This window comes from Streptomyces sp. NPDC048191 (assembly GCF_040652655.1).
Classification (GTDB): domain Bacteria; phylum Actinomycetota; class Actinomycetes; order Streptomycetales; family Streptomycetaceae; genus Streptomyces.
This window is the reverse complement of record NZ_JBEZMO010000014.1, coordinates 143,891-163,940: the sequence shown is the minus strand read 5'-3', so window position 1 is coordinate 163,940 and position 20,050 is coordinate 143,891. Positions and strand designations below refer to the sequence as shown.

General features: G+C 71.9%; 23 protein-coding genes, 2 pseudogenes and 1 riboswitch. Of the genes and pseudogenes, 16 read left to right on the top strand and 9 right to left on the bottom strand.

Going from position 1 to position 20,050, the window contains the following annotated elements:
* Positions 1-87 precede the first annotated feature (87 nt).
* From AB0D93_RS23350 to AB0D93_RS23340, 3 genes are all read left to right on the top strand, one after another.
* Positions 88-543 carry an HAD hydrolase-like protein gene (locus AB0D93_RS23350; protein WP_362122235.1) on the top strand — a complete coding sequence of 152 codons (456 nt, stop codon included), beginning with the start codon at positions 88-90 and terminating at the stop codon, positions 541-543.
* A gap of 29 nt (positions 544-572) precedes the next feature.
* Positions 573-752: a hypothetical protein gene (locus AB0D93_RS23345; RefSeq protein ID WP_362122233.1), complete on the top strand. Its 180-nt coding sequence runs from the start codon at positions 573-575 to the stop codon at positions 750-752.
* Positions 753-856: 104 nt separating this feature from the next.
* Positions 857-2,068: a UDP-N-acetylglucosamine--N-acetylmuramyl-(pentapeptide) pyrophosphoryl-undecaprenol N-acetylglucosamine transferase gene (locus AB0D93_RS23340; RefSeq protein WP_362122231.1), complete on the top strand. Its 1,212-nt coding sequence runs from the start codon at positions 857-859 to the stop codon at positions 2,066-2,068.
* Here AB0D93_RS23340 and AB0D93_RS23335 read toward each other — a convergent pair.
* The 4 genes from AB0D93_RS23335 to rfbB are packed head-to-tail and all read right to left on the bottom strand — an operon-like array spanning position 2,022 to position 5,605.
* The gene (locus tag AB0D93_RS23335) at positions 2,022-2,453 is read right to left on the bottom strand and encodes a low molecular weight phosphotyrosine protein phosphatase (protein ID WP_362122229.1); all 432 of its coding nucleotides are present in this window, start codon (positions 2,451-2,453) and stop codon (positions 2,022-2,024) included. The genes AB0D93_RS23340 and AB0D93_RS23335 overlap by 47 nt on opposite strands.
* A complete protein-coding gene (locus AB0D93_RS23330; protein ID WP_362122227.1) occupies positions 2,438-3,586 on the bottom strand; it encodes a DegT/DnrJ/EryC1/StrS family aminotransferase in 1,149 nt (382 codons plus the stop codon). Before AB0D93_RS23330 ends, AB0D93_RS23335 begins: the two co-directional genes overlap by 16 nt.
* Positions 3,583-4,590: an ATP-grasp domain-containing protein gene (locus AB0D93_RS23325; protein ID WP_362122225.1), complete on the bottom strand. Its 1,008-nt coding sequence runs from the start codon at positions 4,588-4,590 to the stop codon at positions 3,583-3,585. Before AB0D93_RS23325 ends, AB0D93_RS23330 begins: the two co-directional genes overlap by 4 nt.
* Positions 4,583-5,605 (bottom strand): dTDP-glucose 4,6-dehydratase, encoded by a 1,023-nt coding sequence (rfbB, locus tag AB0D93_RS23320; RefSeq protein ID WP_362122223.1) that lies wholly within the window; start codon positions 5,603-5,605, stop codon positions 4,583-4,585. Before rfbB ends, AB0D93_RS23325 begins: the two co-directional genes overlap by 8 nt.
* Here rfbB and AB0D93_RS23315 point away from each other — a divergent pair.
* From AB0D93_RS23315 to AB0D93_RS23295, 5 genes are all read left to right on the top strand, one after another.
* A complete protein-coding gene (locus tag AB0D93_RS23315; RefSeq protein ID WP_362122221.1) occupies positions 5,571-6,344 on the top strand; it encodes a helix-turn-helix transcriptional regulator in 774 nt (257 codons plus the stop codon). The genes rfbB and AB0D93_RS23315 overlap by 35 nt on opposite strands.
* The gene (locus AB0D93_RS23310) at positions 6,248-7,120 is read left to right on the top strand and encodes an XRE family transcriptional regulator (RefSeq protein WP_362122219.1); all 873 of its coding nucleotides are present in this window, start codon (positions 6,248-6,250) and stop codon (positions 7,118-7,120) included. Before AB0D93_RS23315 ends, AB0D93_RS23310 begins: the two co-directional genes overlap by 97 nt.
* Before the next feature lie 1,006 nt (positions 7,121-8,126).
* Positions 8,127-8,762, top strand: coding sequence for an ATP-dependent Clp protease proteolytic subunit (locus AB0D93_RS23305; protein WP_362122217.1), 636 nt, complete (start codon positions 8,127-8,129; stop codon positions 8,760-8,762).
* A 7-nt stretch (positions 8,763-8,769) separates the two neighbouring features.
* Complete coding sequence (locus AB0D93_RS23300; protein WP_362122215.1) at positions 8,770-9,075, top strand: hypothetical protein; 306 nt, start codon at positions 8,770-8,772, stop codon at positions 9,073-9,075.
* Between the two features lie 435 nt (positions 9,076-9,510).
* A riboswitch (cyclic di-AMP (ydaO/yuaA leader) is annotated at positions 9,511-9,649 on the top strand.
* 2 nt (positions 9,650-9,651) lie between these two features.
* Complete coding sequence (locus AB0D93_RS23295; protein ID WP_362122213.1) at positions 9,652-10,125, top strand: C40 family peptidase; 474 nt, start codon at positions 9,652-9,654, stop codon at positions 10,123-10,125.
* Between the two features lie 7 nt (positions 10,126-10,132).
* On the opposite strand, the pseudogene AB0D93_RS23290 reads toward AB0D93_RS23295, so the two are convergent.
* Positions 10,133-10,327: pseudogene (locus AB0D93_RS23290) on the bottom strand (LysE family translocator); the annotation flags it as partial.
* Here AB0D93_RS23290 and AB0D93_RS23285 point away from each other — a divergent pair.
* A pseudogene (locus tag AB0D93_RS23285) lies at positions 10,299-11,140 on the top strand (LysR family transcriptional regulator); the annotation flags it as partial. The pseudogenes AB0D93_RS23290 and AB0D93_RS23285 sit on opposite strands and share 29 nt — an antisense overlap.
* Before the next feature lie 21 nt (positions 11,141-11,161).
* Here the strand turns inward: AB0D93_RS23285 and AB0D93_RS23280 are convergent.
* Entirely contained in the window at positions 11,162-11,722 is a 561-nt protein-coding gene (locus tag AB0D93_RS23280; RefSeq protein WP_362122211.1) for an ATP-binding protein, read from the bottom strand.
* A 211-nt stretch (positions 11,723-11,933) separates the two neighbouring features.
* Here AB0D93_RS23280 and AB0D93_RS23275 point away from each other — a divergent pair, with 211 nt between their 5' ends.
* Both AB0D93_RS23275 and AB0D93_RS23270 read left to right on the top strand, forming a co-directional pair.
* Positions 11,934-12,794 (top strand): helix-turn-helix transcriptional regulator, encoded by an 861-nt coding sequence (locus tag AB0D93_RS23275; protein WP_362122209.1) that lies wholly within the window; start codon positions 11,934-11,936, stop codon positions 12,792-12,794.
* Between the two features lie 9 nt (positions 12,795-12,803).
* A complete protein-coding gene (locus AB0D93_RS23270; protein ID WP_362122207.1) occupies positions 12,804-13,025 on the top strand; it encodes a DUF397 domain-containing protein in 222 nt (73 codons plus the stop codon).
* 75 nt (positions 13,026-13,100) lie between these two features.
* Here the strand turns inward: AB0D93_RS23270 and AB0D93_RS23265 are convergent, their stop codons facing one another.
* Positions 13,101-14,228: an 8-amino-7-oxononanoate synthase gene (locus AB0D93_RS23265; RefSeq protein WP_362122205.1), complete on the bottom strand. Its 1,128-nt coding sequence runs from the start codon at positions 14,226-14,228 to the stop codon at positions 13,101-13,103.
* Between the two features lie 147 nt (positions 14,229-14,375).
* On the opposite strand from AB0D93_RS23265, the gene bioB reads away from it, so the two are divergent.
* From bioB to AB0D93_RS23245, 4 genes are all read left to right on the top strand, one after another.
* Complete coding sequence (gene bioB / locus AB0D93_RS23260) at positions 14,376-15,575, top strand: biotin synthase BioB (RefSeq protein ID WP_362122203.1); 1,200 nt, start codon at positions 14,376-14,378, stop codon at positions 15,573-15,575.
* Positions 15,568-16,857, top strand: a complete 1,290-nt coding sequence (locus AB0D93_RS23255; protein WP_362122201.1) for an adenosylmethionine--8-amino-7-oxononanoate transaminase — start codon at positions 15,568-15,570, stop codon at positions 16,855-16,857. The genes bioB and AB0D93_RS23255 overlap by 8 nt, the downstream gene beginning before the upstream one ends.
* A gap of 1 nt (position 16,858) precedes the next feature.
* Positions 16,859-17,575: a dethiobiotin synthase gene (gene bioD / locus AB0D93_RS23250; RefSeq protein WP_362122199.1), complete on the top strand. Its 717-nt coding sequence runs from the start codon at positions 16,859-16,861 to the stop codon at positions 17,573-17,575.
* Positions 17,576-17,812: 237 nt separating this feature from the next.
* Complete coding sequence (locus tag AB0D93_RS23245) at positions 17,813-18,505, top strand: class I SAM-dependent methyltransferase (protein WP_362122197.1); 693 nt, start codon at positions 17,813-17,815, stop codon at positions 18,503-18,505.
* On the opposite strand, the gene AB0D93_RS23240 is transcribed toward AB0D93_RS23245, so the two are convergent.
* Together AB0D93_RS23240 and AB0D93_RS23235 are read right to left on the bottom strand one after the other, a co-directional pair.
* Positions 18,506-18,880, bottom strand: coding sequence for a fic family toxin-antitoxin system, toxin component (locus AB0D93_RS23240; protein WP_362122195.1), 375 nt, complete (start codon positions 18,878-18,880; stop codon positions 18,506-18,508).
* Positions 18,881-18,884: 4 nt separating this feature from the next.
* Complete coding sequence (locus tag AB0D93_RS23235) at positions 18,885-19,124, bottom strand: toxin-antitoxin system antitoxin component (RefSeq protein ID WP_053666859.1); 240 nt, start codon at positions 19,122-19,124, stop codon at positions 18,885-18,887.
* A 117-nt stretch (positions 19,125-19,241) separates the two neighbouring features.
* Between AB0D93_RS23235 and AB0D93_RS23230 the strand changes: the two genes are divergently transcribed.
* Positions 19,242-20,048 carry an ABC transporter ATP-binding protein gene (locus AB0D93_RS23230; protein WP_362122192.1) on the top strand — a complete coding sequence of 269 codons (807 nt, stop codon included), beginning with the start codon at positions 19,242-19,244 and terminating at the stop codon, positions 20,046-20,048.
* Positions 20,049-20,050 lie beyond the last annotated feature (2 nt).

Sequence of the window (20,050 nt, the reverse complement as noted above, 5' to 3'; positions counted from 1 at the left end):
AGGGAGGTTTCCGGTCCTACACTCGCCGGGGCCGTGCGGACTGACATTACCCAGATCTTCGAACATCCGTTCCCGCATGCTTGACATATGCCTGGCAAAAGCCCGCCCCGCCGGAGGTTTCCGGTCCTCCAGGCAGGGCGGGCACGCGCTCCCGGGGCTGCCGCGGTCCTCGCCGCGCTCGCGGACCGCGGAGTGCGCCAGTCCGTCGTCACCGGCAACGTGCGCGCGGCAGCCGAGGTCAAGCTGGCCGTGTTCGGCCTGGACAGCTACCTGAACTTGGACTGTGGCGCATACGCAGAAGACGGCGAACGCCGCCCCGAGCTGCTCCGCGCCGCCCTCGCGCATGCCGAGGTCGCCCCGGAGAAGACCGTCTTCCTCGGCGACACCCCAGCCGACGTGGCCGGCGGCCAGGCGGCTGGCGTCCGGGTGGTCGCGGTGGCCACAGGCCGCACTCCAACGACTGAACTGCGGTACGCGGGCGCCGACATCGTGCTCGAGGGGCTGTCGGATACTGAGCACGCATTGGCGGCCATCGGAGCCTGATTGTCAGTGCGGCCCCGTAGCCTGGATTCATGTCCCCAGGATCCAGCCCCTGCGATCCCGTGCGGTCTGCTGCCACGGTCAACCAGGACATCCGCGCGCTCATGCTCCGCGCCGGCGGGCACCTGAAACCCGAGGACAGGCCCACGTACCAGCGGCTCGTCGCCGAGTGGGCAGAGGCAATGCGCAGCAAGGTCGTCACAGCCGCGTAATCCGATCACTTCCAGCCGCCAGCGTCGGCCTGGTCCTTCTGTCACGGGGCCCGCGCTACTGTGGCGGCTCGTCTGATCACCGCCGGACTTTGGAGCCGTCCCAGATGAACAGCGCCGCTTTCCGTCTCGTCGTCACGGGCGGCGGGACCGGTGGACACACCTACCCCGCGCTCACCGCAGTGCGCACGCTGCAGGCTCGGCTCGCTGCCGAGGGGCGGCCGCTCGAGGTGCTGTGGATCGGCACGGCTGATGGCCTGGAGGCTCGTGTCGCCCCGGCCGAGGGCCTCGCCTTCACGACGGTGGCGACCGGCAAGATCCGCCGCTCGAAGAACCCGCTCAAGCTGGCATCCCCGGCGAACGTCAAGGACATGGCCCGGGTGCCGCTCGGCGTGCTCCAGGCCCGCAGGGCCATCGACCAGTTCCGACCGGATGTGGTGCTGGCTACGGGTGGCTACGTGGCGGTCCCGGCTGGGCTGGCGGCGCGGATGTGCCACCGGCCGCTCGTGCTGCACGAGCAGACGGTGCGGCTGGGTCTGGCGAACCGGAGGCTGGCGGCGTCGGCGGCGCGGATCTGCGTGTCGTCGGAGTCGACGCTGCCGCTGTTGTCGGAGTCGGCGCGGGCGATCGCCGTGGTGACGGGGAATCCGGTGCGGCCCGAGGTGCTGTCCGGACAGGCTGAGCGGGCTGTACAGGCGCTGGGGTTGTGGGGTTTCGACCGGCGGCTGCCGACGGTGTACGTAACCGGTGGGGCGCAGGGTTCGCAGCAGATCAATGAGCTGGTCGGCGAGTCGGCGCAGTGGCTGCTGCAGCGGGCGAACGTCATCCACCAGTGCGGCCCGGCCAACGAGGCGGCCATGCGGGCGGGGGCGGCTGGGCTTCCGGCCGAGCTGGCGGCCCGCTATCACCTGGCCGGGTTCGTCAGCGGCGAGCTGCCCGACGTCCTGGCCCTCGCCGACGTCGTGGTGTCGCGCAGCGGCGCCGGGACGCTGGCGGAGCTGACCGCGCTCGGCAAGCCCGCAGTGTTCGTGCCGCTGGCGTCGTCGGCGGGTAACGAGCAGGTCCACAACGCGCGGCATCTGGAGCAGGCCGGGGCGGCGGTCGCGCTGACCGGCGAGGTGACGGCGGCCGGGCTGCAGACGGCGGTGGGCCCGCTCCTGGCCGATGCCCAGCTGCGGCAGGCAATGGCGGAGCGGGCCCGTGCGTACGGCCGCCCGGACGCGGCGGACAGGCTCGTGGACGAGATCCTGGCCGCCGCACAGGGGCAGCCGGTCACTGCTGGTGCTGGCCGACGTGGAGAGCCGTCCCTGCCTCAATGAGTACGGCGCACGAGTTGAACGCCTGCTGGTCCTTGCCCATCGGGTCGGGAACGTCGCGGTCGTTCAGGTACAGGCGGAGTTTGGGCTGAACGTCGTCGTCGGCGATCTCGCGGAGGACTTCGAGCACGGAGGCGTCCATCGCGAGGACACTGTCGGCCCAGCCGAGCATCTCCCGGGTGAGCTGCTGGGCGCGGTGGCCGGCGAGGTCGAGGCCGAGCCGCCGCGCGGCCTCGATCATCTGCTCGTTGGCGGGTTCGCCTTCCCACTTCCCGATCAGTCCGGCGGAGCGGGCCTCGAGTTCGCCGGCGCCCCGACGGGCGAGCGCCGCGGCGGCGAACGGCGACCGGCAGTAGTTGCCGAGACAGACGGTCAGGACTTTGCGCACGATGCGGCTCCCACGGTCTTGAGGGCCTCGCCGAGGACGGTGACGACCTGGTCGATGTCGTTCTCTGTGAGGTGCTGGTGGAACGGCAGCGTCAGCACTTCGCGGCCGGCTCGCTCGGTGGCGGGCAAGTCGCGCCGCCACTCGGCGAAGGCCGGCTGCAGGTGGTTGGGCGGGTAGTGGACGCCGACGCCGATGCTGCGGGCCTTCATCTGCGCGTGGACCTCGTCCCGGCCCGGGATGAGGACCTGGCACAGGTGCGGCACGGAGCGGTCGGGGTCGACGTCGACCAGGCGCACGCCGTCCAGTCCGGCGAGGGCCCGCCGGTAGGCCCGCCACAGGATGCGGCGGGTCGTCTCCGCCTTGTCGACGTGGTTGAGCTGAGCCAGGCCGATGGCGGCGTTGATGCCGGACATCTGGTAGCGCAGCCCGAAGCCGTCCACCTGGTAGCTGGTCGTCCGGCCGCGTTCGGCCTGGGACTGGACGACGCCGAGCATCCGCAGGCGGCGGAGCGTGTCGGCTTCGACGCGGGTGCGCGGGATGACGATGCCGCCCTGCCCGCAGGTCAGGTTCTTGATCGGGCCGAAGCTGAAGCAGGTGAGGTCTCCGGTTGCGCCGACGCGGCGGGAGCCATTGCGGGAGCCGAAGGCGTGCGCGGCGTCCTCGATGATGCTGATGCGCCGCGCGTCCAGCTCCTTGCGGATCGGGTTGAGGTCGATGGCCCGGCCGCCGAACAGGACCGGCATCACGGCGCGGGTGCGGTCGGTGAGAGCGTCAATGACGAGCTGGTCGGTGACGCACAGCGTGGCCGGGTCGATGTCCACGAAGTGGGGCGTGGCGCCGACGGCGAGGATCGCTTGGACGCTCGCGCAGAACGTCATGGACGGCACGACCACCTCATGACCAGGGCCGACCCCGGCGGCGAGCAGCGCGGTGTGCAGGGCCGCGGTGCCGGACATGACGGCGACGGCGTCACGGACGCCGAGGAATTGGGCGATGCGCCGCTCGAACTCTTCGGTGACCTCGCTGTGCCCGTACTGGCCGCCCTCCAGCACGCGGGCGACCGCGGCGGCCTCGCCGCCGTACAGGTACGGCGTGTTGTTGCGTCCGGCGTCGGGCCTGACGGTGGTGGTCATGCGACGGCTCCCTTCGGAGCGGCTGCGACGTCCAGCTCGGCGACATCGCCGACGCGCAGCGTCTCCAGGTAGTTCGTGAGGAACACGCCGGTGCGGTAGGTGAGCTGGTCGTGGTCGACCGGCAGACCGAACAGGCCGTTGACCATCTGGCCGATCAGGTCCGCGCCGGCCGACTCGGTCAGCGCGTAGCCTCCGGCGAGGCGGACGTTCAGCTCGGTGATCGAGACCCGGCCGTCGTCGGTGCTGAACCCCTGCACGCAGCACAGCCCCTGGGCGCGGACAGCGCGCAGCGTGTCCAACACCAGGTCGTGGACGGCCTGGTCCTCGAACGTGCTGGAGACGGCGACGCAGCCGGCCTTCACCAGGTCGCGGCGGCGCAGGACTACCGAAGCCTTCCCTTCGCGGTCCACGAGGCAGTCAGCGGTGAACTCGGTTCCCCGGCCGCGTTCCTGGACGATCGCGCCGGGGACCAGCTCGCACAGCACGCGGGCGTGCCGCAGTGACGTCACCATGTGCACGCCCTGGCCGCCGTGGCCGCCGCGCGGCTTGACGACCAGCTCGGTGCCGGCGGGTACCAGGTCGAGGTCTTCGGGCTCCCAGGTGCGCGGCGTCGGGATGCCGTGTTCGTTCAGGACGTGGTGGAAGCGTGCCTTGTCGATGCAGTCGTGCACCGACTTGGCGTCCGGCAGCCACAGGCGTACGCCGTCGGCGTCGAGGCGGGGCCGCAGGTCGAGCAGTGGCGGCAGGTCGTTCTCGATGCCGGCGACGATCGCGTCCACGGCCAGCGCCTGGCACAGGCCCATGATGGCCTCGGGGTAGTCGGGGTCGGTGGCGAGCGGGATGGCGTACGGCGAAACGTCGTCCAGGAAGAAGCCGGTGGCGAGCGGGTTGGCGTCGACGGCGACGACCCGGTGCCCGAGCCTGAGCAGGCTGCGGGCCAGGCCGAAGCCGGGGTTCGCTCCGACGCCGGTGACAAGGATCCGGCGCGGGGGCTGCTCAGGCATGCTGGTGCTCCTTCACAGACGTCGGGGCGGTGCGCGGGGATGGCACGGCGACCAGGAAGTTGCGGGAGAGCGGGGCCCACCGGTCGGCGTTGCGCCGGTACCAGTCGGCGGTCTCCTCCAGCCCGACCTGGAAGTCGCGCTCGGGCCGGTAGCCGAGGGCGGCGAGCTTGCCCCAATTCATGGCGTACCGCAGATCGTTGGACAGCCGGTCGGGGATGTAGGTGACGCGATCCCAGTCGGCGCCGCAGATCTTCAGCAGCTTGTCTGTCAGGTCCTTGCTGGACAGGTCGGTGCCGCCGCCGACGTTGTAGACCTCGCCGGGCGCGCCCGCGCGCAGGACGAGGTCGATGCCGGCGCAGTTGTCCTCGACGTGCAGCCAGTTACGGATGTGCTGGCCCTCGCCGTGGAGGGTGACCTGCTCGCCGCGCAGGAGCCGCGTCACGAACAGCGGGATGATCTTCTCGGGGTGCTGGCAGGGCCCGTAGTTGTTCGAGGAGCGGGTGACGCAGACCGGCGCCCCGTACGTGTGCCAGTAGCTGAGCGCGACCAGGTCGCTGGCGGCCTTCGACGCGGCGTAGGGCACGGTCGGCCGCAGCGGGGAGTCCTCGGTGGCCGCGCCTTCCAGCAGCGGCCCGTACACCTCGTCCGTGGAGACGTGCACAAACCGCTCGACACCGTGCCTCATGGCCGCGTCCGCGAGGGTCTGTGTGCCGATGACGTTCGTGGTAACGAACGTGCCTGCCGTGGTGAACGAGCGGTCGACGTGGGACTCGGCGGCGAAGTGGACGACTGCGGTGTGCCGGGCCATGAGGTCATCGACCAGGGCGGCGTCGCAGACGTCGCCAACGACGAACTCCAGCCGCGGGTTGAGGAAGGCCTGACCGAGGTTGCCCCTGCTGCCTGCGTACGTCAGTGCGTCGAGCACGGTGACCTGTTCGATGTCGCCGGCGCCGAGCATGCGCCTGACGAAGTGAGAGCCGATGAATCCGGCGCCGCCGGTGACCAGCAGCTTCATAGGTGCCTCCGGTGAGCATGACCGGACGGCGGCATGGGTGTGCCACACGTTGGGGACCGGTCGAGGAGACGCCCGGCTGTTGCCGGGTGCGGTCCCACCATGGCCGCCCGCAGGCCAGGCTGGGCCAAGCCGATGTCGATCGGCACGCCATGTGCGGACCACGCACACGGCGTGCATCCGCGCGCCCTCGCCAGGCGTCGACAGCTTCGCTAGGTTCTCCACCACCCGCCCGGGGGAGGTGCCCATGGGCGCAGAAGAGATCGGCGCAGTCTTACGCGGCGCCCGCTGCGCCGCACGGCTCACGCAAGCCGAAGTCGGAAAGGCCTGCGGCTACTCGGCGTCGGCGGTCTCCCGAATCGAGTCCGGGAAACTGCACGTCGACTACCCAACCCTGCTGCGGTTCGCAGTCTTCCTGCGGATCCCACCTCACCAGCTCCGTGCGTCCGCCGTACCGAGCATGAGCAATATCGCTACGGTGGCCGAAGGTTGCCAGCCGGACGAGGAGGATGCGGTGCGTCGTAGGGAGCTGCTGACGGGAGTGGTGGCAGCAGGAGCGACGGCCTTCGTCGGCGCCGGCCCCGCCGCCGCCACGGCGTCCCCGATCTGGACGTGGCCCTGTTCCGGCTGCCGCAGGCGGCGCCGATGCCACTTCCTCGGCTGGTCGCGCAGGTCGCTGCCGCGCGCCGGGATTACTGCGCCACCCAGTACACACGCCTCGGGCAGGCACTGCCTGCGCTGATCGCGGCAGCGGAGGCGACCCGAGACGTATCGAAAGGCCAGGCCCGGGACGAGGCGAACCTGGCGCTGGCCCGCTCCTACGTGCTGGCCGCCGAACTCGCCAACAAGCAGCACTCGGACTCGGCGTGGGTGGCCGCCGACCGCGCGCTGTCGGCCGCACGCTCCAGCAGCATTCCGGTCGCCGTCGGCGAGGCGTCCCGGCAGCTGGCGATCGCCATGCGCCGCTCGGGCCGCTCCACGGCCGCGGTGAGCCTGCTCACCAAGGAGGCCGCCGACTTGGACCCAGCTCACGCCCAGACCGCCGCGGTCCGTACGACCCTGCTCCTGACCGGCGCTTACTCGGCAGCCACTGGCCAGGACCGGACGACCGCGCTGGCCCTGATGGAAGAGGCCGGAGAGGAAGTCGACCGCAGGCCAGCTGTGGAGGGCCTGTTCACCGTGGAGGCCACCCGCGCACAGGTGGACGCGTACCGGATCAGCGTGCTGAACGCCCTCGGCACCCCGGACGAGGGCGTCGACATCGCGGCCGGGCTGGACGTCGACCGCATGCCGACGGCGGAGCGACGCGCGCGGGCGTGGACCGACATCGCACGCATGTGGAACGCGCTCGGCGACGCATCGCAGACGTTCGCTGCCCTGCAGCGCGTCGAACAGGAGGGACCGCAAGAGGTTCGCCGGCCCGCCCTGCGCGCGCTGACGGCCGGCCTTCTGTACGGGCCAACCCGAATCGAAGGGGTGCGCGAGTTCGCGAAGCGCACTGGAGCAATGGCTGGCTGAAAAACGAAACTGCCCCCGCTGCCGAAGCAGCGGGGGCAGCTCGATCAGTCGGTTTCGTCTTCGGTGGCCAGTCCGGCTCGCGGAACAGGCCCTCGTCGGCGTCGACGGCGGAGGCCCGGATTTATCTGGTGTTCAGTCGCACCGAGGAGCCGACGGGCGAACCCACTGGCCGGGCCGCACGTGTACGTCACGCCGCCGTAAGTGAACGACCAGTCCGCGGGCGGGCTGCCATCCTTCCCATCACGGCCGGCCTGGCCGTGCGGCCCAGCGGGCCGGAGGGACCCTGCGGTCCCGCAGGCCCAACTGACCCTGCGGGGCCGCAGGTGCCCGGCGCGCCCGGCTCGCAGGACGCTCCTGCCTGGACGGGCCATGAGGGTCCTTTCACCAGTGGCCAGGTCGTCCTGGACATGCGAGAAGCCCCTGAAGGTCGCGGGGGGGGTGAGGGTGTGCGGCTCAGCCCTGGCCGGGCCTGTCGCCGACGTAGAGGTGCAGTTCCTCGCGGTGCGCCCCGGAGCGCGGCCTCGATGACGGCCGCGTGCCGGGCCGCGACGCGGCGGGCACGGGAGTGCGCCGACCCGGCCAGCGGCACCCAAAGGGCGTCCGCGAGCAGGTGAGGCCACACCTGGGCCCACGTGGACGCGATCCCGGCCACTACGTGCGCTCCGGCCAGACCACGTCCCGCCCTTGAGCGTGGCCTCCGCCCACCCGCACGCGCAGTAGCGGAACGGGCTGCCGGGCGTGGCGGCATCCGGGCAATCCGGGGAGCCGGCCTGCTCGCCGCCGTCATCGGGCGAACACCCACCGGCGGCCAGCGGGTGGACGAGCTGCCCCGTGAGATTGAGCACGCACAGGCCGACGCGGTTGGGGTCCTGCGGATCAACCTCTGTGATGATCGCGGCTCGACATGCGGACGAGAACGTTTAGGTGCCAGCACTATGTACGTCCTGTACATTTTTTACAGACGCCGAGCCCAACCCGAGGCCGTGCGATGAGAAGGGGTATGCCCATGTCCCGAGCGTCCGCCCGACATGTCCTTCCAGAGTTCACCGAGCGCACCAGCAGCGGCGCCCGCACGCTCGACCCCTACGGCAAGCTCTTCGAGGACCGGATCGTCTTCCTCGGCACCCCGCTGGACGACGCGGCCGCGAACGACGTGATGGCTCAGTTCATGTACCTCGAACACGCCGCCCCGGAGCGGGACATCACGCTGTACGTCAACTCCCCCGGCGGTTCGTTCAGCGCACTGACCGCCGTCTACGACACGATGCGCTACGTCAGTTGCGACGTGGCCACCTACTGCCTGGGCCAGGCCGCGTCCCAGGCGGCGCTGCTGATCGCGGCCGGCACGCCGGGCAAGCGGTTCGCCCTGCCCGGAGCGCGCCTGGTGATCTCCCAGCCCCAGCTGGCCGAACCGGTGCAGGGACAGCCCAGCGACCTGCTCATCGAGGCCGAGGAGTTGACCCGGGTCCGCGCCGTGACGGAGGAGATGCTCGTACGGCACACCCGGCGCACGGCCGAGCAGGTCCACCGCGACCTGGAACGGGACTTGGTGCTGGACGCCCCCGCGGCCGTGGACTACGGGCTGGTGGACGGCATCGTACTCAGCCGGCGGAGCATGCCCGGCGCACCGGACGCGAGGTGAGCCGCCGATGCTGCCGGAGTTGCCGCCGCTGCCCGCGCTGACGCGCGCCGAGGGCGATCTGATCGACCGTTACCTGGAGGCGGTCGACCTGCTGGGCCGCATCAATCCCGCGCACGACGGGGACACCTATCGCGGACTGCGCGCGGCCCAGGCCCTGGTGCGCAAGGCCGCAGAGCTGCGTGACGCCCTCGCGTTGATGCACCGGCGGGGCGAGACGGAGCTGCACGGTGACACGCTGGCACGGGCCTTGCGGGTGCTGGACGGCCGGCGTCGTGCCGCGCGCGTCGCGCTCCCGCCCGACGGTGACGGCTGATCCGGACACCGGAACCGGCCGGGCGGACCGTGCTGTCGACAGCCGCCGCTCGGACCGGACTTGAAACGGCCCGAACGACGTACCGCCGACCGGTGTATATCCGGATCGTTTTTCGGGCCTCCCGACTTGCGCACCGCGCCGTCGCACGCACCGGAAGAACACGCTCCGCCCCAGGTCCGGGGCTACGACCGGGACCTGACGGCGCCTCGAACACGACACTGTCCACCCGAACGGGTGAGTGGTGAGTAACGCCACAAATCCCCGGATGCATTGGGATTTTCCGACAGTCATGAGTGAAGATCCCTGTCCGACGACAAGCCCCCGCCACCGCGGCGGGGCGGTCCGGGCGGACGCCGAGTCCTGCCGCCGCCCGGATGACCGGTCGACAGGAGTGGATCGGCAGGAGTGGAGGACCCGAGCAAGACGGGTCGCCGGGACGGACGTTCGTCTGTACGTCGCAGACGGCCGGAGGTTCCGAGCAGCCCTTGGGGTGAAGCCGCGGCAACGCGGCCGGGCAACTTCGCCAGCCCGAATCCGACAGGTCATCCTTCACAGGCGGCTGACGAAGGGTTGCGCATGACTGCGCTCAATCGTGTCCCGTCACTCATGGCCCGGGCCGGCACGGCCTCGGCTCTCACCCTCGCCGCCGTCGGCGGCTCGATCACGGTCCCCGGTCTCGCCACCGAGGCCTCGGCCGCCGGCGTCGCCGCGAAAGCGCTGCAGGTGGCGGCCTCCAAGAAGGGCGCCCCGTACCAGTACGGGGCCACCGGGCCGCGCAGGTTCGACTGCTCGGGGCTCACGCTCTACTCGTTCAAGAAGGCGGGCAAGCGCCTGCCGCGTACCGCCGCCGCGCAGTACAACAGGACGCACCACATCTCCGCCGGCCGCCGCAAGGCCGGTGACCTGGTGTTCTTCCACTCGGGTTCGTACGTCTACCACGTCGGCATCTACGCCGGTCACGGGAAGATCTGGCACGCGCCGAGGACCGGGGACGTGGTGAGGCTCCAGAAGATCTGGACCAGGAGCGTCTGGTACGGCCGGGTCAGCTGACCTGACGTCAGGTAAGGAGCGGCTCCAGCAGCAGGGCCGCTCCCAGCACCGTCAGCGCCACCCCGGTGCCCGCCTGGAGCCCACGGGCGGCCCGGGGCCGGCGCAACCACCTGGCCAGCCGGTCCACCAGCGGCGTCACCATCTGGAACCGCACCAGTGCCGGCGCGCACACGATCACCGCGAGCAGCAGCGTCCGGGGCAGCGCGTGCCCCCCTGCGGGCTCGCCGGTGGCCGTGGCGGAGGCCGGCTCGATCACCCGGGCCGTCGACCGGCTCGGCAACACCCCGCCCGCGCTGTCCCAGCAGCTGGCCAAGCCGGAGCGGGGGGCGGGCACGGCTCTGCTGGGGCGTCATCACCGCGGGGCCCGGCCGGCCGAGGCCGGCGAGGTGCTGGTGGCGCGGGTCTGGGGGCACCTCCCGCGCCTTCGAGGCAGGGAGGGAGGGGCCTCGACGGGCTGGACCGGGCCCGGGCACGCACTGGCGCGGCTGACCGGCCTGACGGGCGGCGCGCTGAGGCGCGGCACCTTCCCGACCGCCGGCGAGATGGGCCTGGCGCTGACCCACACCTACCACCCGGCCGAGGTCTCGCCGGTGCCGTCGTCGGTGCGTCCGGAGGACGTCCTGGTGGCGGAACTGGTCCTGGTGACCGCGCCGGGACACGCCCTGAGCAGCGTCTCGTCCCGGCTGCCGCTGACGGAGCCGGCCGGAGAGCCACTGATCGGCAAGGCACCGCAGCATGCGGCCCGCCGGGAGATCGAGGCCCTGCTCTCCGCCGTGGGCGCCACGCCGTCGCTACGGGTGCCGACGCCCGGGTACGCCGTGGTGTGCGCGCGGGGCTGGGCGGGGACGTCGTACTGGAGATGGTGGCCCGCACCGCGGCCACACCCGTCGGCGTACGCCCCCTGGAGGCGGGTCGCCTGCACCGGACGATCTCGGTGGCCTACCGACCGGACGAGACGACCCCGGCCGCGGGCGCCTTCCGGGCGCTGCTGCGAGGGGCCTTCGGCCGGGCCGCACGCCAGGGCCGGTCCGGGGTGCTACGGCGGGTCCGGAGTGCGGTCGTGGCCGGCCGCTCCGGCGCTGTCGGCTTCGCTGGAAGGGGGAGCGCCCCATCGCGGCGGGGTCGCGTTCGGGAACAGCCCCACGCCCCTGTGGGGCACCGCCGGTACCGGCTCCGCCGGGGCCGCCCAAGGGAGTTCGATGGAGACCGTCTTGCCGCCCTCGCGGGTGGGCCGGACGCGGAGTCTGCCACCGCACTCCGCGGTCAGCCAGCGGATGATGACCATGCCGCGACCGTTGTCCTGCTGGACGGCGGCGGGCAGTCTCTTCGGAAAGCGCGGATGACTGTCCGTGACGCCGATGCGCAGGTGTTCGTCACGGTCCAGCGCGATGTCGACCGTGAAGGTGGGTGACTGGCCGAAGGTGTGCTGTACGGCGTTCGTGGCGAGTTCGGAGACGATGAGCCGCACGGTGTCGGCTGTTTCGGTGTCCGACGGCAGGCCCCACTCCGCGAGCGTGCTCACGACATAGGTGCGGGCGGCGGAGACCGAGGCGGGATCGCTCGGCAGAGTGACGGATGCTTCCAGATGGTCTGCCATGGCGACGTCGTCCCTTTCCCACGGGACCGCAGTCCGACACGGAGCGGATGGTTCGAGTACGGTCCCGGACTGGTGCTTGCTCGTCAGCCTGCCATCACCGGGCGGTCACGGGGAGCGATCCACCAAGATATGCATATATCTGTCGCTCGATGCGGTGAACTCTACGACGCGAGACCGTATTTGGGCGGCCCGGAAGGAGTAGGAGGAGCCCATGCAGAACGGGCCGGCAGTGCGCCGCCGCAAACTGGGCGCCGAACTGCGCATGCTGCGTACCGGTGCTGGGCTCACGAGCGGCGAGGCGGCCCGGCTGGTCGGCTGGCACCAGTCGAAGGTGAGCCGTATCGAGACCGGTGCCAGCGGTGTAAAACCGGCCGATGTGCGGTTACTGCTCGACGCCTACGAGGTGCGGGACGAGCAGCTGCGCGAGTTGCTGCTGATGCTGGCGGGTTCCGAGGAGGCGGGCGACCGGCACCGCTGGTGGCACGCCTACCGCGGGGTACTGCCGCCGACGTACCGGGACTTCATCAGCCTGGAGTCGCAGGCGAGCGCGATGCGCACCCTGGAGACCACGGTCGTGCCCGGACTGCTGCAGACGCGCGAGTACGCCCGCGCGGTGACCCGGGTGGCCGTGCGGGACCTGGACGACGAAGACCTGGACGCGCTGGTGGAGGTGCGGCTGGCCCGGCAGGACGTGCTCCACGCGGCACGGCCGCTGAGGCTGAGCGCGGTGCTGGACGAGGCGGTGCTGCGGCGCGAGGTCGGCGGCCCCGAGGTGATGGCCCGCCAGCTGGAGCGGCTGATGGACGCGGCGCGCCTGCCCCAAGTGCGGCTCCAGGTACTACCGTTCGGCGCCGGGGCGCATGTCGGCCTCACCGGGCCTTTCGTTATTTTCTCATTTCCGAGCACTTCTGATCTGGACGTGGTTGTTCTCGACCACTTGACGAGTAGCCTCTACCTGGAACGGAAAGAAGACCTCATGGCCTACACCGAGGCCTTCGACACCCTTCGGTTCCACGCCCTTTCCCCCGAGGACTCGTTGGACTACATCGCCGGGATAGGTGACGGCGCGTAAGGAGGCACCATGACCGCTCTGCCTCGGAACGTCCCTGCCAGTACCGACCTGCACGACGTGCGCTGGCTGCGCAGCAGCTACAGCACGGGAGCGAACAACTGCGTGGAGACGGCCCGGCCGCGCTCCGGCCCCTGGGCCGGACTGCTCGCCGTGCGCGACTCCAAGAGCCCGGCCGGGCCCGCGCTGCTCTTCTCCACCGCCAGCTGGACCGGTTTCGTCACCGCCATCTGATCAGAATCGATCACACGCAGTCATTCGGATCACGCCGGACCACTCCGGCTCGAGGCACGGCCGTGTCACGCCGACTCATGGTCGCGTTTCGCCGATCACACGTACAGCGCGTTCGATCTCGGCCCCGGACAGGTCCGCTCGGGCGGTCAGCCGCAGCCGCGAGATGCCGTCGGGCACGGAAGGAGGACGGAAGCAGCCCACGGCCAGCCCCGCGGTACGGCAGTCGGCCGCCCAGCGCACCGCCTGCTCCGGGGAAGGAGCTCGTACGGAGACCACCGCGGCGTCCGGACGCACCGCTTCCAGACCCGCGGCGGTCAGCCGTGCGTGCAGTTCCGCGGCCACCTCACGGGCGCGCGCCGCGCGCTCCGGCTCCCGCACGAGCAGCCGCAGCGCCGCGAGGGCCGCACCGGCCGCCGCCGGGGCCAGGCCCGTGTCGAAGATGAACGTCCGGGCCGCGTTGACCAGATGGTCGATCACCCGCGCCGGGCCGAGCACCACCCCGCCCTGACTGCCCAGCGACTTGGACAGGGTGGCCGTGACCACCACGTCCGCGGCGCCCGCCAGCCCGGCCGCCTGCGGCGCACCCCGGCCGCCGTCGCCCAGGACCCCGAGCCCGTGCGCGTCGTCCACGACCAGCCCCGCGCCGCGCTCCCGGCACGCCGCGGCCAGTCCGGCCAGCGGCGCCCGGTCGCCGTCGACCGAGAACACGGTGTCGGAGACGACGATCGCCGGTCCCTGATGGGTGGCCAGCGCCTTGCGCACCGCGTCCGGGTCGGCGTGCCCGACGACCTGCCTGTCGCCCCGGGCGAGCCGGCAGCCGTCGATGAGGGAGGCGTGGTTGCCCGCGTCGGAGACGATCAGCGAGCCGTGCGGGCCCAGCGCGGTGACCGCGGCCAGGTTGGCGGCGTACCCGGAGGAGAAGACCAGCGCCGCCTCGAAGCCGCAGAACGCGGCCAGCTCGCGCTCCAGCTCGGTGTGCAGCTCGGTGGTGCCGGTGACCAGCCGGGATCCGGTGGACCCGCCGCCCCAGGTCCGGGCGGCCCGCGCGGCCCCCTCGGTGACCTCGGGGTGGTGGGCGAGACCCAGGTAGTCGTTGCTCGCCAGGTCCAGCAGCGGCGAGTCGGCGGGACGCGGGCGCAGGGTGCGTACGAGTCCGGCGCGGCGGCGCGCCTCGGCCTGGTCGTCGATCCAGCCGAACGCCATGGGTCCTCCGGGGCTTTTGTAGGTAGCGGACAGACCATAGCGGCACGTCGGGCCACCCGAGGTGTGGCAATACCCACACGGTCAACCGTCTCTGTTGTGCAAACTCTCCTTGGCCCGGGGCGGCCCCGTAGGACAGGATCAGGGCTCATGGACCTGCTGAACACGCTGGTGGACAAGGGGCTTCGGCGCGAGCTGCCGACCCGCGAGGAAGCGCTCGCCGTTCTGGCCACCTCCGACGACGACCTGCTCGATGTGGTGGCCGCGGCCGGAAAGGTGCGCCGCCACTGGTTCGGGCGACGGGTGAAACTCAACTACCTGGTGAACCTCAAGTCGGGCCTGTGCCCTGAGGACTGCTCCTACTGTTCCCAGCGGCTCGGCTCGAAGGCCGACATCCTGAAGTACACCTGGCTCAAGCCGGACGAGGCCTCCCAGGCGGCCGCGGCCGGCCTCGCGGGGGGCGCCAAGCGGGTGTGCCTGGTGGCCAGCGGGCGCGGTCCGACGGACCGGGACGTGGACCGGGTCTCGGAGACCATCAGGACGATCAAGGAGCAGAACGAGCAGGTCGAGGTGTGCGCCTGCCTCGGTCTGCTCTCCGACGGCCAGGCCGAGCGGCTGCGCGAGGCGGGCGCGGACGCCTACAACCACAACCTCAACACGTCCGAGGGGACGTACGGGGACATCACGACCACGCACACGTACTCCGACCGGGTGGACACGGTGCAGAAGGCGCACGCGGCCGGTCTGTCCGCCTGCTCGGGTCTGATCGCGGGCATGGGCGAGAGCGACGCGGACCTGGTCGACGTGGTCTTCTCGCTGCGCGAACTGGACCCGGACTCGGTTCCGGTGAACTTCCTCATCCCGTTCGAGGGCACGCCGCTGGCCAAGGAGTGGAACCTCACCCCGCAGCGCTGTCTGCGGATCCTCGCGATGGTCCGGTTCGTCTGCCCGGACGTGGAGGTCCGGATCGCGGGCGGCCGTGAGGTCCACCTGCGTGCGATGCAGCCGCTCGCGCTGCACCTGGCCAACTCCATCTTCCTCGGCGACTACCTGACCAGCGAGGGCCAGGCCGGCAAGGCCGACCTGGAGATGATCGCGGACGCCGGGTTCGAGGTGGAGGGCGCCGGCGAGGTGACGCTGCCGGAGCACCGGGTCGAGGCGGCGGGCGGCTGCGGGTCGCACGAGAGCGCCGGGTGCGGTTCCGTCTGCGGCTCGCACGAGGGGTGCGGCTCGCACGAGGGCGCGGACGCGTGCGGTACGGCGGTCACGCCGGCGGTGCAGGAGCCGCGCACCGACCTCGTCGCCGTACGCCGCCGGGGCGCCGGAACGGACCTCGCGCCCAATGCCTGACCTGCCCGGCCTGAGCGTGCCCGAGCTGCTGGAGCTGGACCGCCGGCATGTGTGGCATCCCTACGGCCCGATGCCCGGACGCGTCGAACCGCTCGTCGTGGAATCGGCGAGCGGCGTCCGGCTGCGGCTCGCGGACGGCTCGGGCGAGCTGGTGGACGGGATGTCCTCGTGGTGGTCGGCGATCCACGGCTACAACCACCCGGTGCTCAACGAGGCGGCGCACCGGCAGCTCGGCCGGATGAGCCACGTGATGTTCGGCGGGCTCACGCACGAGCCCGCCGTACGCCTGGCGAAGCACCTTGTCGACATGTCGCCAGAGGAGCTGGAGCACGTCTTCCTCGCCGACTCCGGTTCGGTGTCGGTCGAGGTCGCGGTGAAGATGTGCCTGCAGTACTGGCGCTCGCTCGGCCGGTCCGGCAAGCAGCGGCTGCTGACCTGGCGCGGCGGCTACCACGGCGACACCTGGAACCCGATGTCGGTGTGCGACCCCGAGGGCGGGATGCACGGGCTGTGGTCCGGCGTGCTGCCGCGCCAGGTGTTCGCCGACGCACCGCCCACGGAGTACGAGGAGTCGTACGTGGAGCATCTGCGCGAGCTGATCGCACGCCACGCGCACGAGCTGGCAGCGGTGATCGTGGAGCCGGTCGTGCAGGGCGCGGGCGGGATGCGCTTCCACTCCCCCGCCTACCTCCGGGTGCTGCGCGAGGCGTGCGACGCGCACGACGTGCTGCTGGTGTTCGACGAGATCGCCACCGGTTTCGGCCGCACGGGCGCACTGTTCGCGGCGGAGCACGCGGGCGTCACCCCTGATGTCATGTGCGTGGGCAAGGCGCTGACCGGCGGCTATCTGACGCTGGCGGCCACACTGTGCACGGCACGGATCGCCGACGGCATCTCGCAGGGTGCGGTGCCGGTGCTCGCGCACGGGCCGACGTTCATGGGCAACCCGCTGGCGGCGGCCGTGGCCTGCGCGTCCATCGAGCTGCTGCTGGCACAGGACTGGCGGGCGGAGGTCAAGCGGATCGAGGCGGGCCTGTGGGACGGCCTGTCACCCGCTCGCGACCTGCCCGGCGTACGGGACGTCCGCGTCCTCGGGGCGATCGGCGTCGTCCAGCTCGACCACGAGGTGGACATGGCGGCGGCGACCTCCGCCGCCGTGCGGGAGGGCGTCTGGCTGCGCCCGTTCCGCGACTTGATCTACACGATGCCGCCGTACGTCACCTCGGACGAGGACGTGGCAAGGGTCGCGCGCGCGGTGTGCGCCGCGGCGCGGAAGGGATGACATGCCGGTACTGGTGATCACGGGCACGGGCACGGAGGTCGGCAAGACCGTCACCACGGCCGCCGTCGCCGCCGCCGCGCTCGCGGCCGGGCGCTCGGTGGCCGTGCTGAAGGCCGCGCAGACGGGCGTTCGGCCGGACGAGCGCGGGGACGCCGACGAGGTGGCGCGGCTCGCGGGCCCGGTCACGGCCACGGAACTGGCCCGCTACCCGGAGCCGTTGGCGCCCGGCACCGCGGCCCGCCGGGCGGGCATGACACCCGTGCACCCGCACGACGTGGCCGAGCGGGCGTCCAAACTGGCCGCGGAGCACGATCTGGTGCTGGTCGAGGGGGCGGGCGGGCTGCTCGTCCGCTTCGACCCGGCCGGCGGCACGCTTGCCGACGCGGCCGTGCTGCTGGGCGCGCCGGTGCTGGTCGTCACCCAGGCCGGCCTGGGCACGCTCAACGCCACCGAACTCACGGCGCTCGAACTACGGCGCCGGGGCCTTGAGTTGGCCGGCCTGGTCATCGGCAGCTGGCCCGACTCCCCCGACCTGGCCACCCGCTGCAACGTGACCGACCTGCCGGAGGCCGCGGGAGCCCCCCTGCTCGGCGCGATCCCCTCCGGGGCGGGCGCGCTCTCACCGTCCGGTTTCCGCGCGGCGGCCCCGACCTGGCTGGCCGCCCGCCTGGACGGCGCCTGGGACGCGGAGGCCTTCCGGGTACGCGAGGCACCGTAGCCGACGTGACGGGGACCGGGCGCGGGAGACGGCGTGCCCTGAACGGCCTCCGTCCCGGCGGCACGCGACCCGGCCTCCCCAGCCGACCGAACCGAGTGACGGGCCCACCCTCCGGCCGACCGGGCCGGGGGTGGGTGGGCGAAGGCGGGGGTCCAGGGCGGAGCCCCTGGCGGGCGAGGGTGCGGGAGCCGTCGTACGGGGGAAACTCTTCCTAGGCCGTCCCCCGGGAGGTTCACCATGCGGCTGTTGTCCTCCGGTTCCGACCATGTGGCACGGAGTCCTGTTCACCATCCGCTGTTCGCCCGCTACTACGCCCGCTTCAGCGTGAGCGCCGAGACCCGGCTGGGCATGGCCCGAGTCCGTGAGCGGCTGCTCGCCGGGCTGTCCGGACGGGTGATCGAGATCGGCGCGGGCAACGGGCTGAACTTCTCGCACTATCCCGGCACCGTCGCGGAAGTCGTCGCGATCGAACCGGAGCCGCTGCTCAGGCAGTTGGCGCTGGAGTCGGCCCTGCGCGCCCAGGTGCCCGTCGACGTGGTGCCGGGCGCCGCGGAGGCGCTGCCGGTCAAGAGCGAGGCCTTCGACGCGGCCGTGCTGTCCCTGGTGCTGTGCAGCGTGCGGGACGTGCCACGGGCACTGAGCGAGGTACGGCGCGTGCTCAGGCCGGGCGGCCAGGTGCGGTTCTTCGAGCACGGCCTGGGCGGCAGCCGTGTGATGACGCTGACCCAGCGCACCCTGGACCGCACGGTCTGGCCGACGCTGACCGGCGGTTGCCATCTGGCCCGGCAGCCGGTGGCCGCGCTGCGCGAGGCCGGGTTCGCGCTGGGACCGCAACGGCAGGTGATGATGCCGGACAAAGGCCCGGCACTGCCCTCCTCGTACTGCGCGCTCGGCGTCGCCTGGCGCCCGGACGAGGCGGACGGGCGCTGATCACAGGCTCCAGCGCCGCAGTTCGCGCGCGATCTCGTCCACGTCCGCCGCGCCCTCCTTCACCAGCCGGGCGAGGTCCCGCACCCGCTCGGGTGAGGTGGCCACCTTCACACCGCTGGCGACCAGGTAGGCATAGGCGACCGCGGAGGCGAACAGCGCGTTGGACCGCTCCAGCGCCGGCAGGTGGATCAGCAGCTGGAGCAGCGAGGCGGCACGGGTGTGCGGATCGTCGTATACGGGCACGCCGAATATCTCGGCGCGGTGCCGTGCGACGGCGGCGACCAGTGCGCCCCAGTCGGTGACCTGCGGGTCCCCGGGCGTCTTCTGTTCGGCGAGCATGAGGAGCCAGGCGAGGTCGATGCTGAGCTCGTTCAAGGGATCAGCGGCCGTCGCCGGTCCCGGTGCCTCGGGTCTCGGTGAACTCCTCGGCGAACACGGTCTCGTACTGCTTCATGAAGTCGGCGGCGGCCTCGACGAACGTACGGCCCGCCTCCCCGGTGTCCTGTCTGACCAGTTCCTCGATGTAGCGGTTGACGCTGATGCCGCGGGCCAGGGCGCGTTCGCGGGCCGCGCGGGCGGTGCCCTCGTCCACGCGCACGTTCAGCTGGGTCTTCGCCATGCTTCGACGCTAGCGCCGGACTGCTAGCAAGGCAAGGGCGCGCGGAACCGGTGCGCCGGGTCGGCTTGTCCCCTACGCTCGCCCGGGACAGGCGGTTCCGGCGACCGGGAGGCGGTCTTGTCCACACCTGCTGCGCAGCACGCGCCGGACGGCGCCGTGGCGGCCCGCACCCGCGGCCTGACCAAGGCCTACGGCTCCGGCGAGACGGCCGTCATCGCCCTCGACTCGGTGGACGTGGACATCGCACGGGGCCGTTTCACCGCCGTGATGGGCCCGTCCGGCTCCGGGAAGTCCACGCTGATGCACTGTCTGGCGGGCCTCGACACGGTGTCGGCCGGTCAGGTGTGGCTGGGCGGCACCGAGATCACGGGGCTGCGGGAACGGGAGCTGACCCGGCTCCGGCGGGACCGCGTCGGGTTCATGTTCCAGTCGTTCAACCTCATCCCGACGCTCACGGCCGCCGAGAACATCACCCTGCCCATGGACATCGCGGGTCGCAGACCCGACCCGCGGTGGCTGGACCAGGTCATCGACACACTCGGCCTGCGCGACCGCCTGAGGCACCGGCCCGCCCAGCTCTCCGGCGGTCAGCAGCAGCGGGTCGCGTGCGCGCGGGCGCTGGCCTCCCGTCCCGAGCTGATCTTCGCGGACGAGCCGACCGGAAACCTCGACTCGCGGGCCGGCCTGGAGGTGCTGGGCTTTCTGCGCCAGGCGGTGGACGATCTCGGGCAGACGGTCGTCATGGTCACCCACGACCCCGGCGCCGCCGCCCATTCCGACCTCGTGCTCTTCCTGGCCGACGGGCGGATCGTGGACGACATGGAACGGCCCACGGCTCAGGCCGTACTGGAACGCATGAAGCGGTTCGACGTCGTCCGGGGCCGGCTCGGCGACGGTGACGACGGCACCGCCGTGGAGGACTGACC

Coding starts and splice junctions, on each gene's coding strand:
- AB0D93_RS23350 (WP_362122235.1), top strand. CDS start 88: ATGCCTGGCAAAAGCCCGCCCCGCCGGAGGTTTCCGGTCCTCCAGGCA.
- AB0D93_RS23345 (WP_362122233.1), top strand. CDS start 573: ATGTCCCCAGGATCCAGCCCCTGCGATCCCGTGCGGTCTGCTGCCACG.
- AB0D93_RS23340 (WP_362122231.1), top strand. CDS start 857: ATGAACAGCGCCGCTTTCCGTCTCGTCGTCACGGGCGGCGGGACCGGT.
- AB0D93_RS23330 (WP_362122227.1), bottom strand. CDS start 3,586: ATGACCACCACCGTCAGGCCCGACGCCGGACGCAACAACACGCCGTAC.
- AB0D93_RS23325 (WP_362122225.1), bottom strand. CDS start 4,590: ATGCCTGAGCAGCCCCCGCGCCGGATCCTTGTCACCGGCGTCGGAGCG.
- AB0D93_RS23315 (WP_362122221.1), top strand. CDS start 5,571: ATGAATCCGGCGCCGCCGGTGACCAGCAGCTTCATAGGTGCCTCCGGT.
- rfbB (WP_362122223.1), bottom strand. CDS start 5,605: ATGAAGCTGCTGGTCACCGGCGGCGCCGGATTCATCGGCTCTCACTTC.
- AB0D93_RS23310 (WP_362122219.1), top strand. CDS start 6,248: ATGCCACTTCCTCGGCTGGTCGCGCAGGTCGCTGCCGCGCGCCGGGAT.
- AB0D93_RS23305 (WP_362122217.1), top strand. CDS start 8,127: ATGTCCCGAGCGTCCGCCCGACATGTCCTTCCAGAGTTCACCGAGCGC.
- AB0D93_RS23300 (WP_362122215.1), top strand. CDS start 8,770: ATGCTGCCGGAGTTGCCGCCGCTGCCCGCGCTGACGCGCGCCGAGGGC.
- AB0D93_RS23295 (WP_362122213.1), top strand. CDS start 9,652: ATGACTGCGCTCAATCGTGTCCCGTCACTCATGGCCCGGGCCGGCACG.
- AB0D93_RS23280 (WP_362122211.1), bottom strand. CDS start 11,722: ATGGCAGACCATCTGGAAGCATCCGTCACTCTGCCGAGCGATCCCGCC.
- AB0D93_RS23275 (WP_362122209.1), top strand. CDS start 11,934: ATGCAGAACGGGCCGGCAGTGCGCCGCCGCAAACTGGGCGCCGAACTG.
- AB0D93_RS23270 (WP_362122207.1), top strand. CDS start 12,804: ATGACCGCTCTGCCTCGGAACGTCCCTGCCAGTACCGACCTGCACGAC.
- AB0D93_RS23265 (WP_362122205.1), bottom strand. CDS start 14,228: ATGGCGTTCGGCTGGATCGACGACCAGGCCGAGGCGCGCCGCCGCGCC.
- bioB (WP_362122203.1), top strand. CDS start 14,376: ATGGACCTGCTGAACACGCTGGTGGACAAGGGGCTTCGGCGCGAGCTG.
- AB0D93_RS23255 (WP_362122201.1), top strand. CDS start 15,568: ATGCCTGACCTGCCCGGCCTGAGCGTGCCCGAGCTGCTGGAGCTGGAC.
- bioD (WP_362122199.1), top strand. CDS start 16,859: ATGCCGGTACTGGTGATCACGGGCACGGGCACGGAGGTCGGCAAGACC.
- AB0D93_RS23245 (WP_362122197.1), top strand. CDS start 17,813: ATGCGGCTGTTGTCCTCCGGTTCCGACCATGTGGCACGGAGTCCTGTT.
- AB0D93_RS23235 (WP_053666859.1), bottom strand. CDS start 19,124: ATGGCGAAGACCCAGCTGAACGTGCGCGTGGACGAGGGCACCGCCCGC.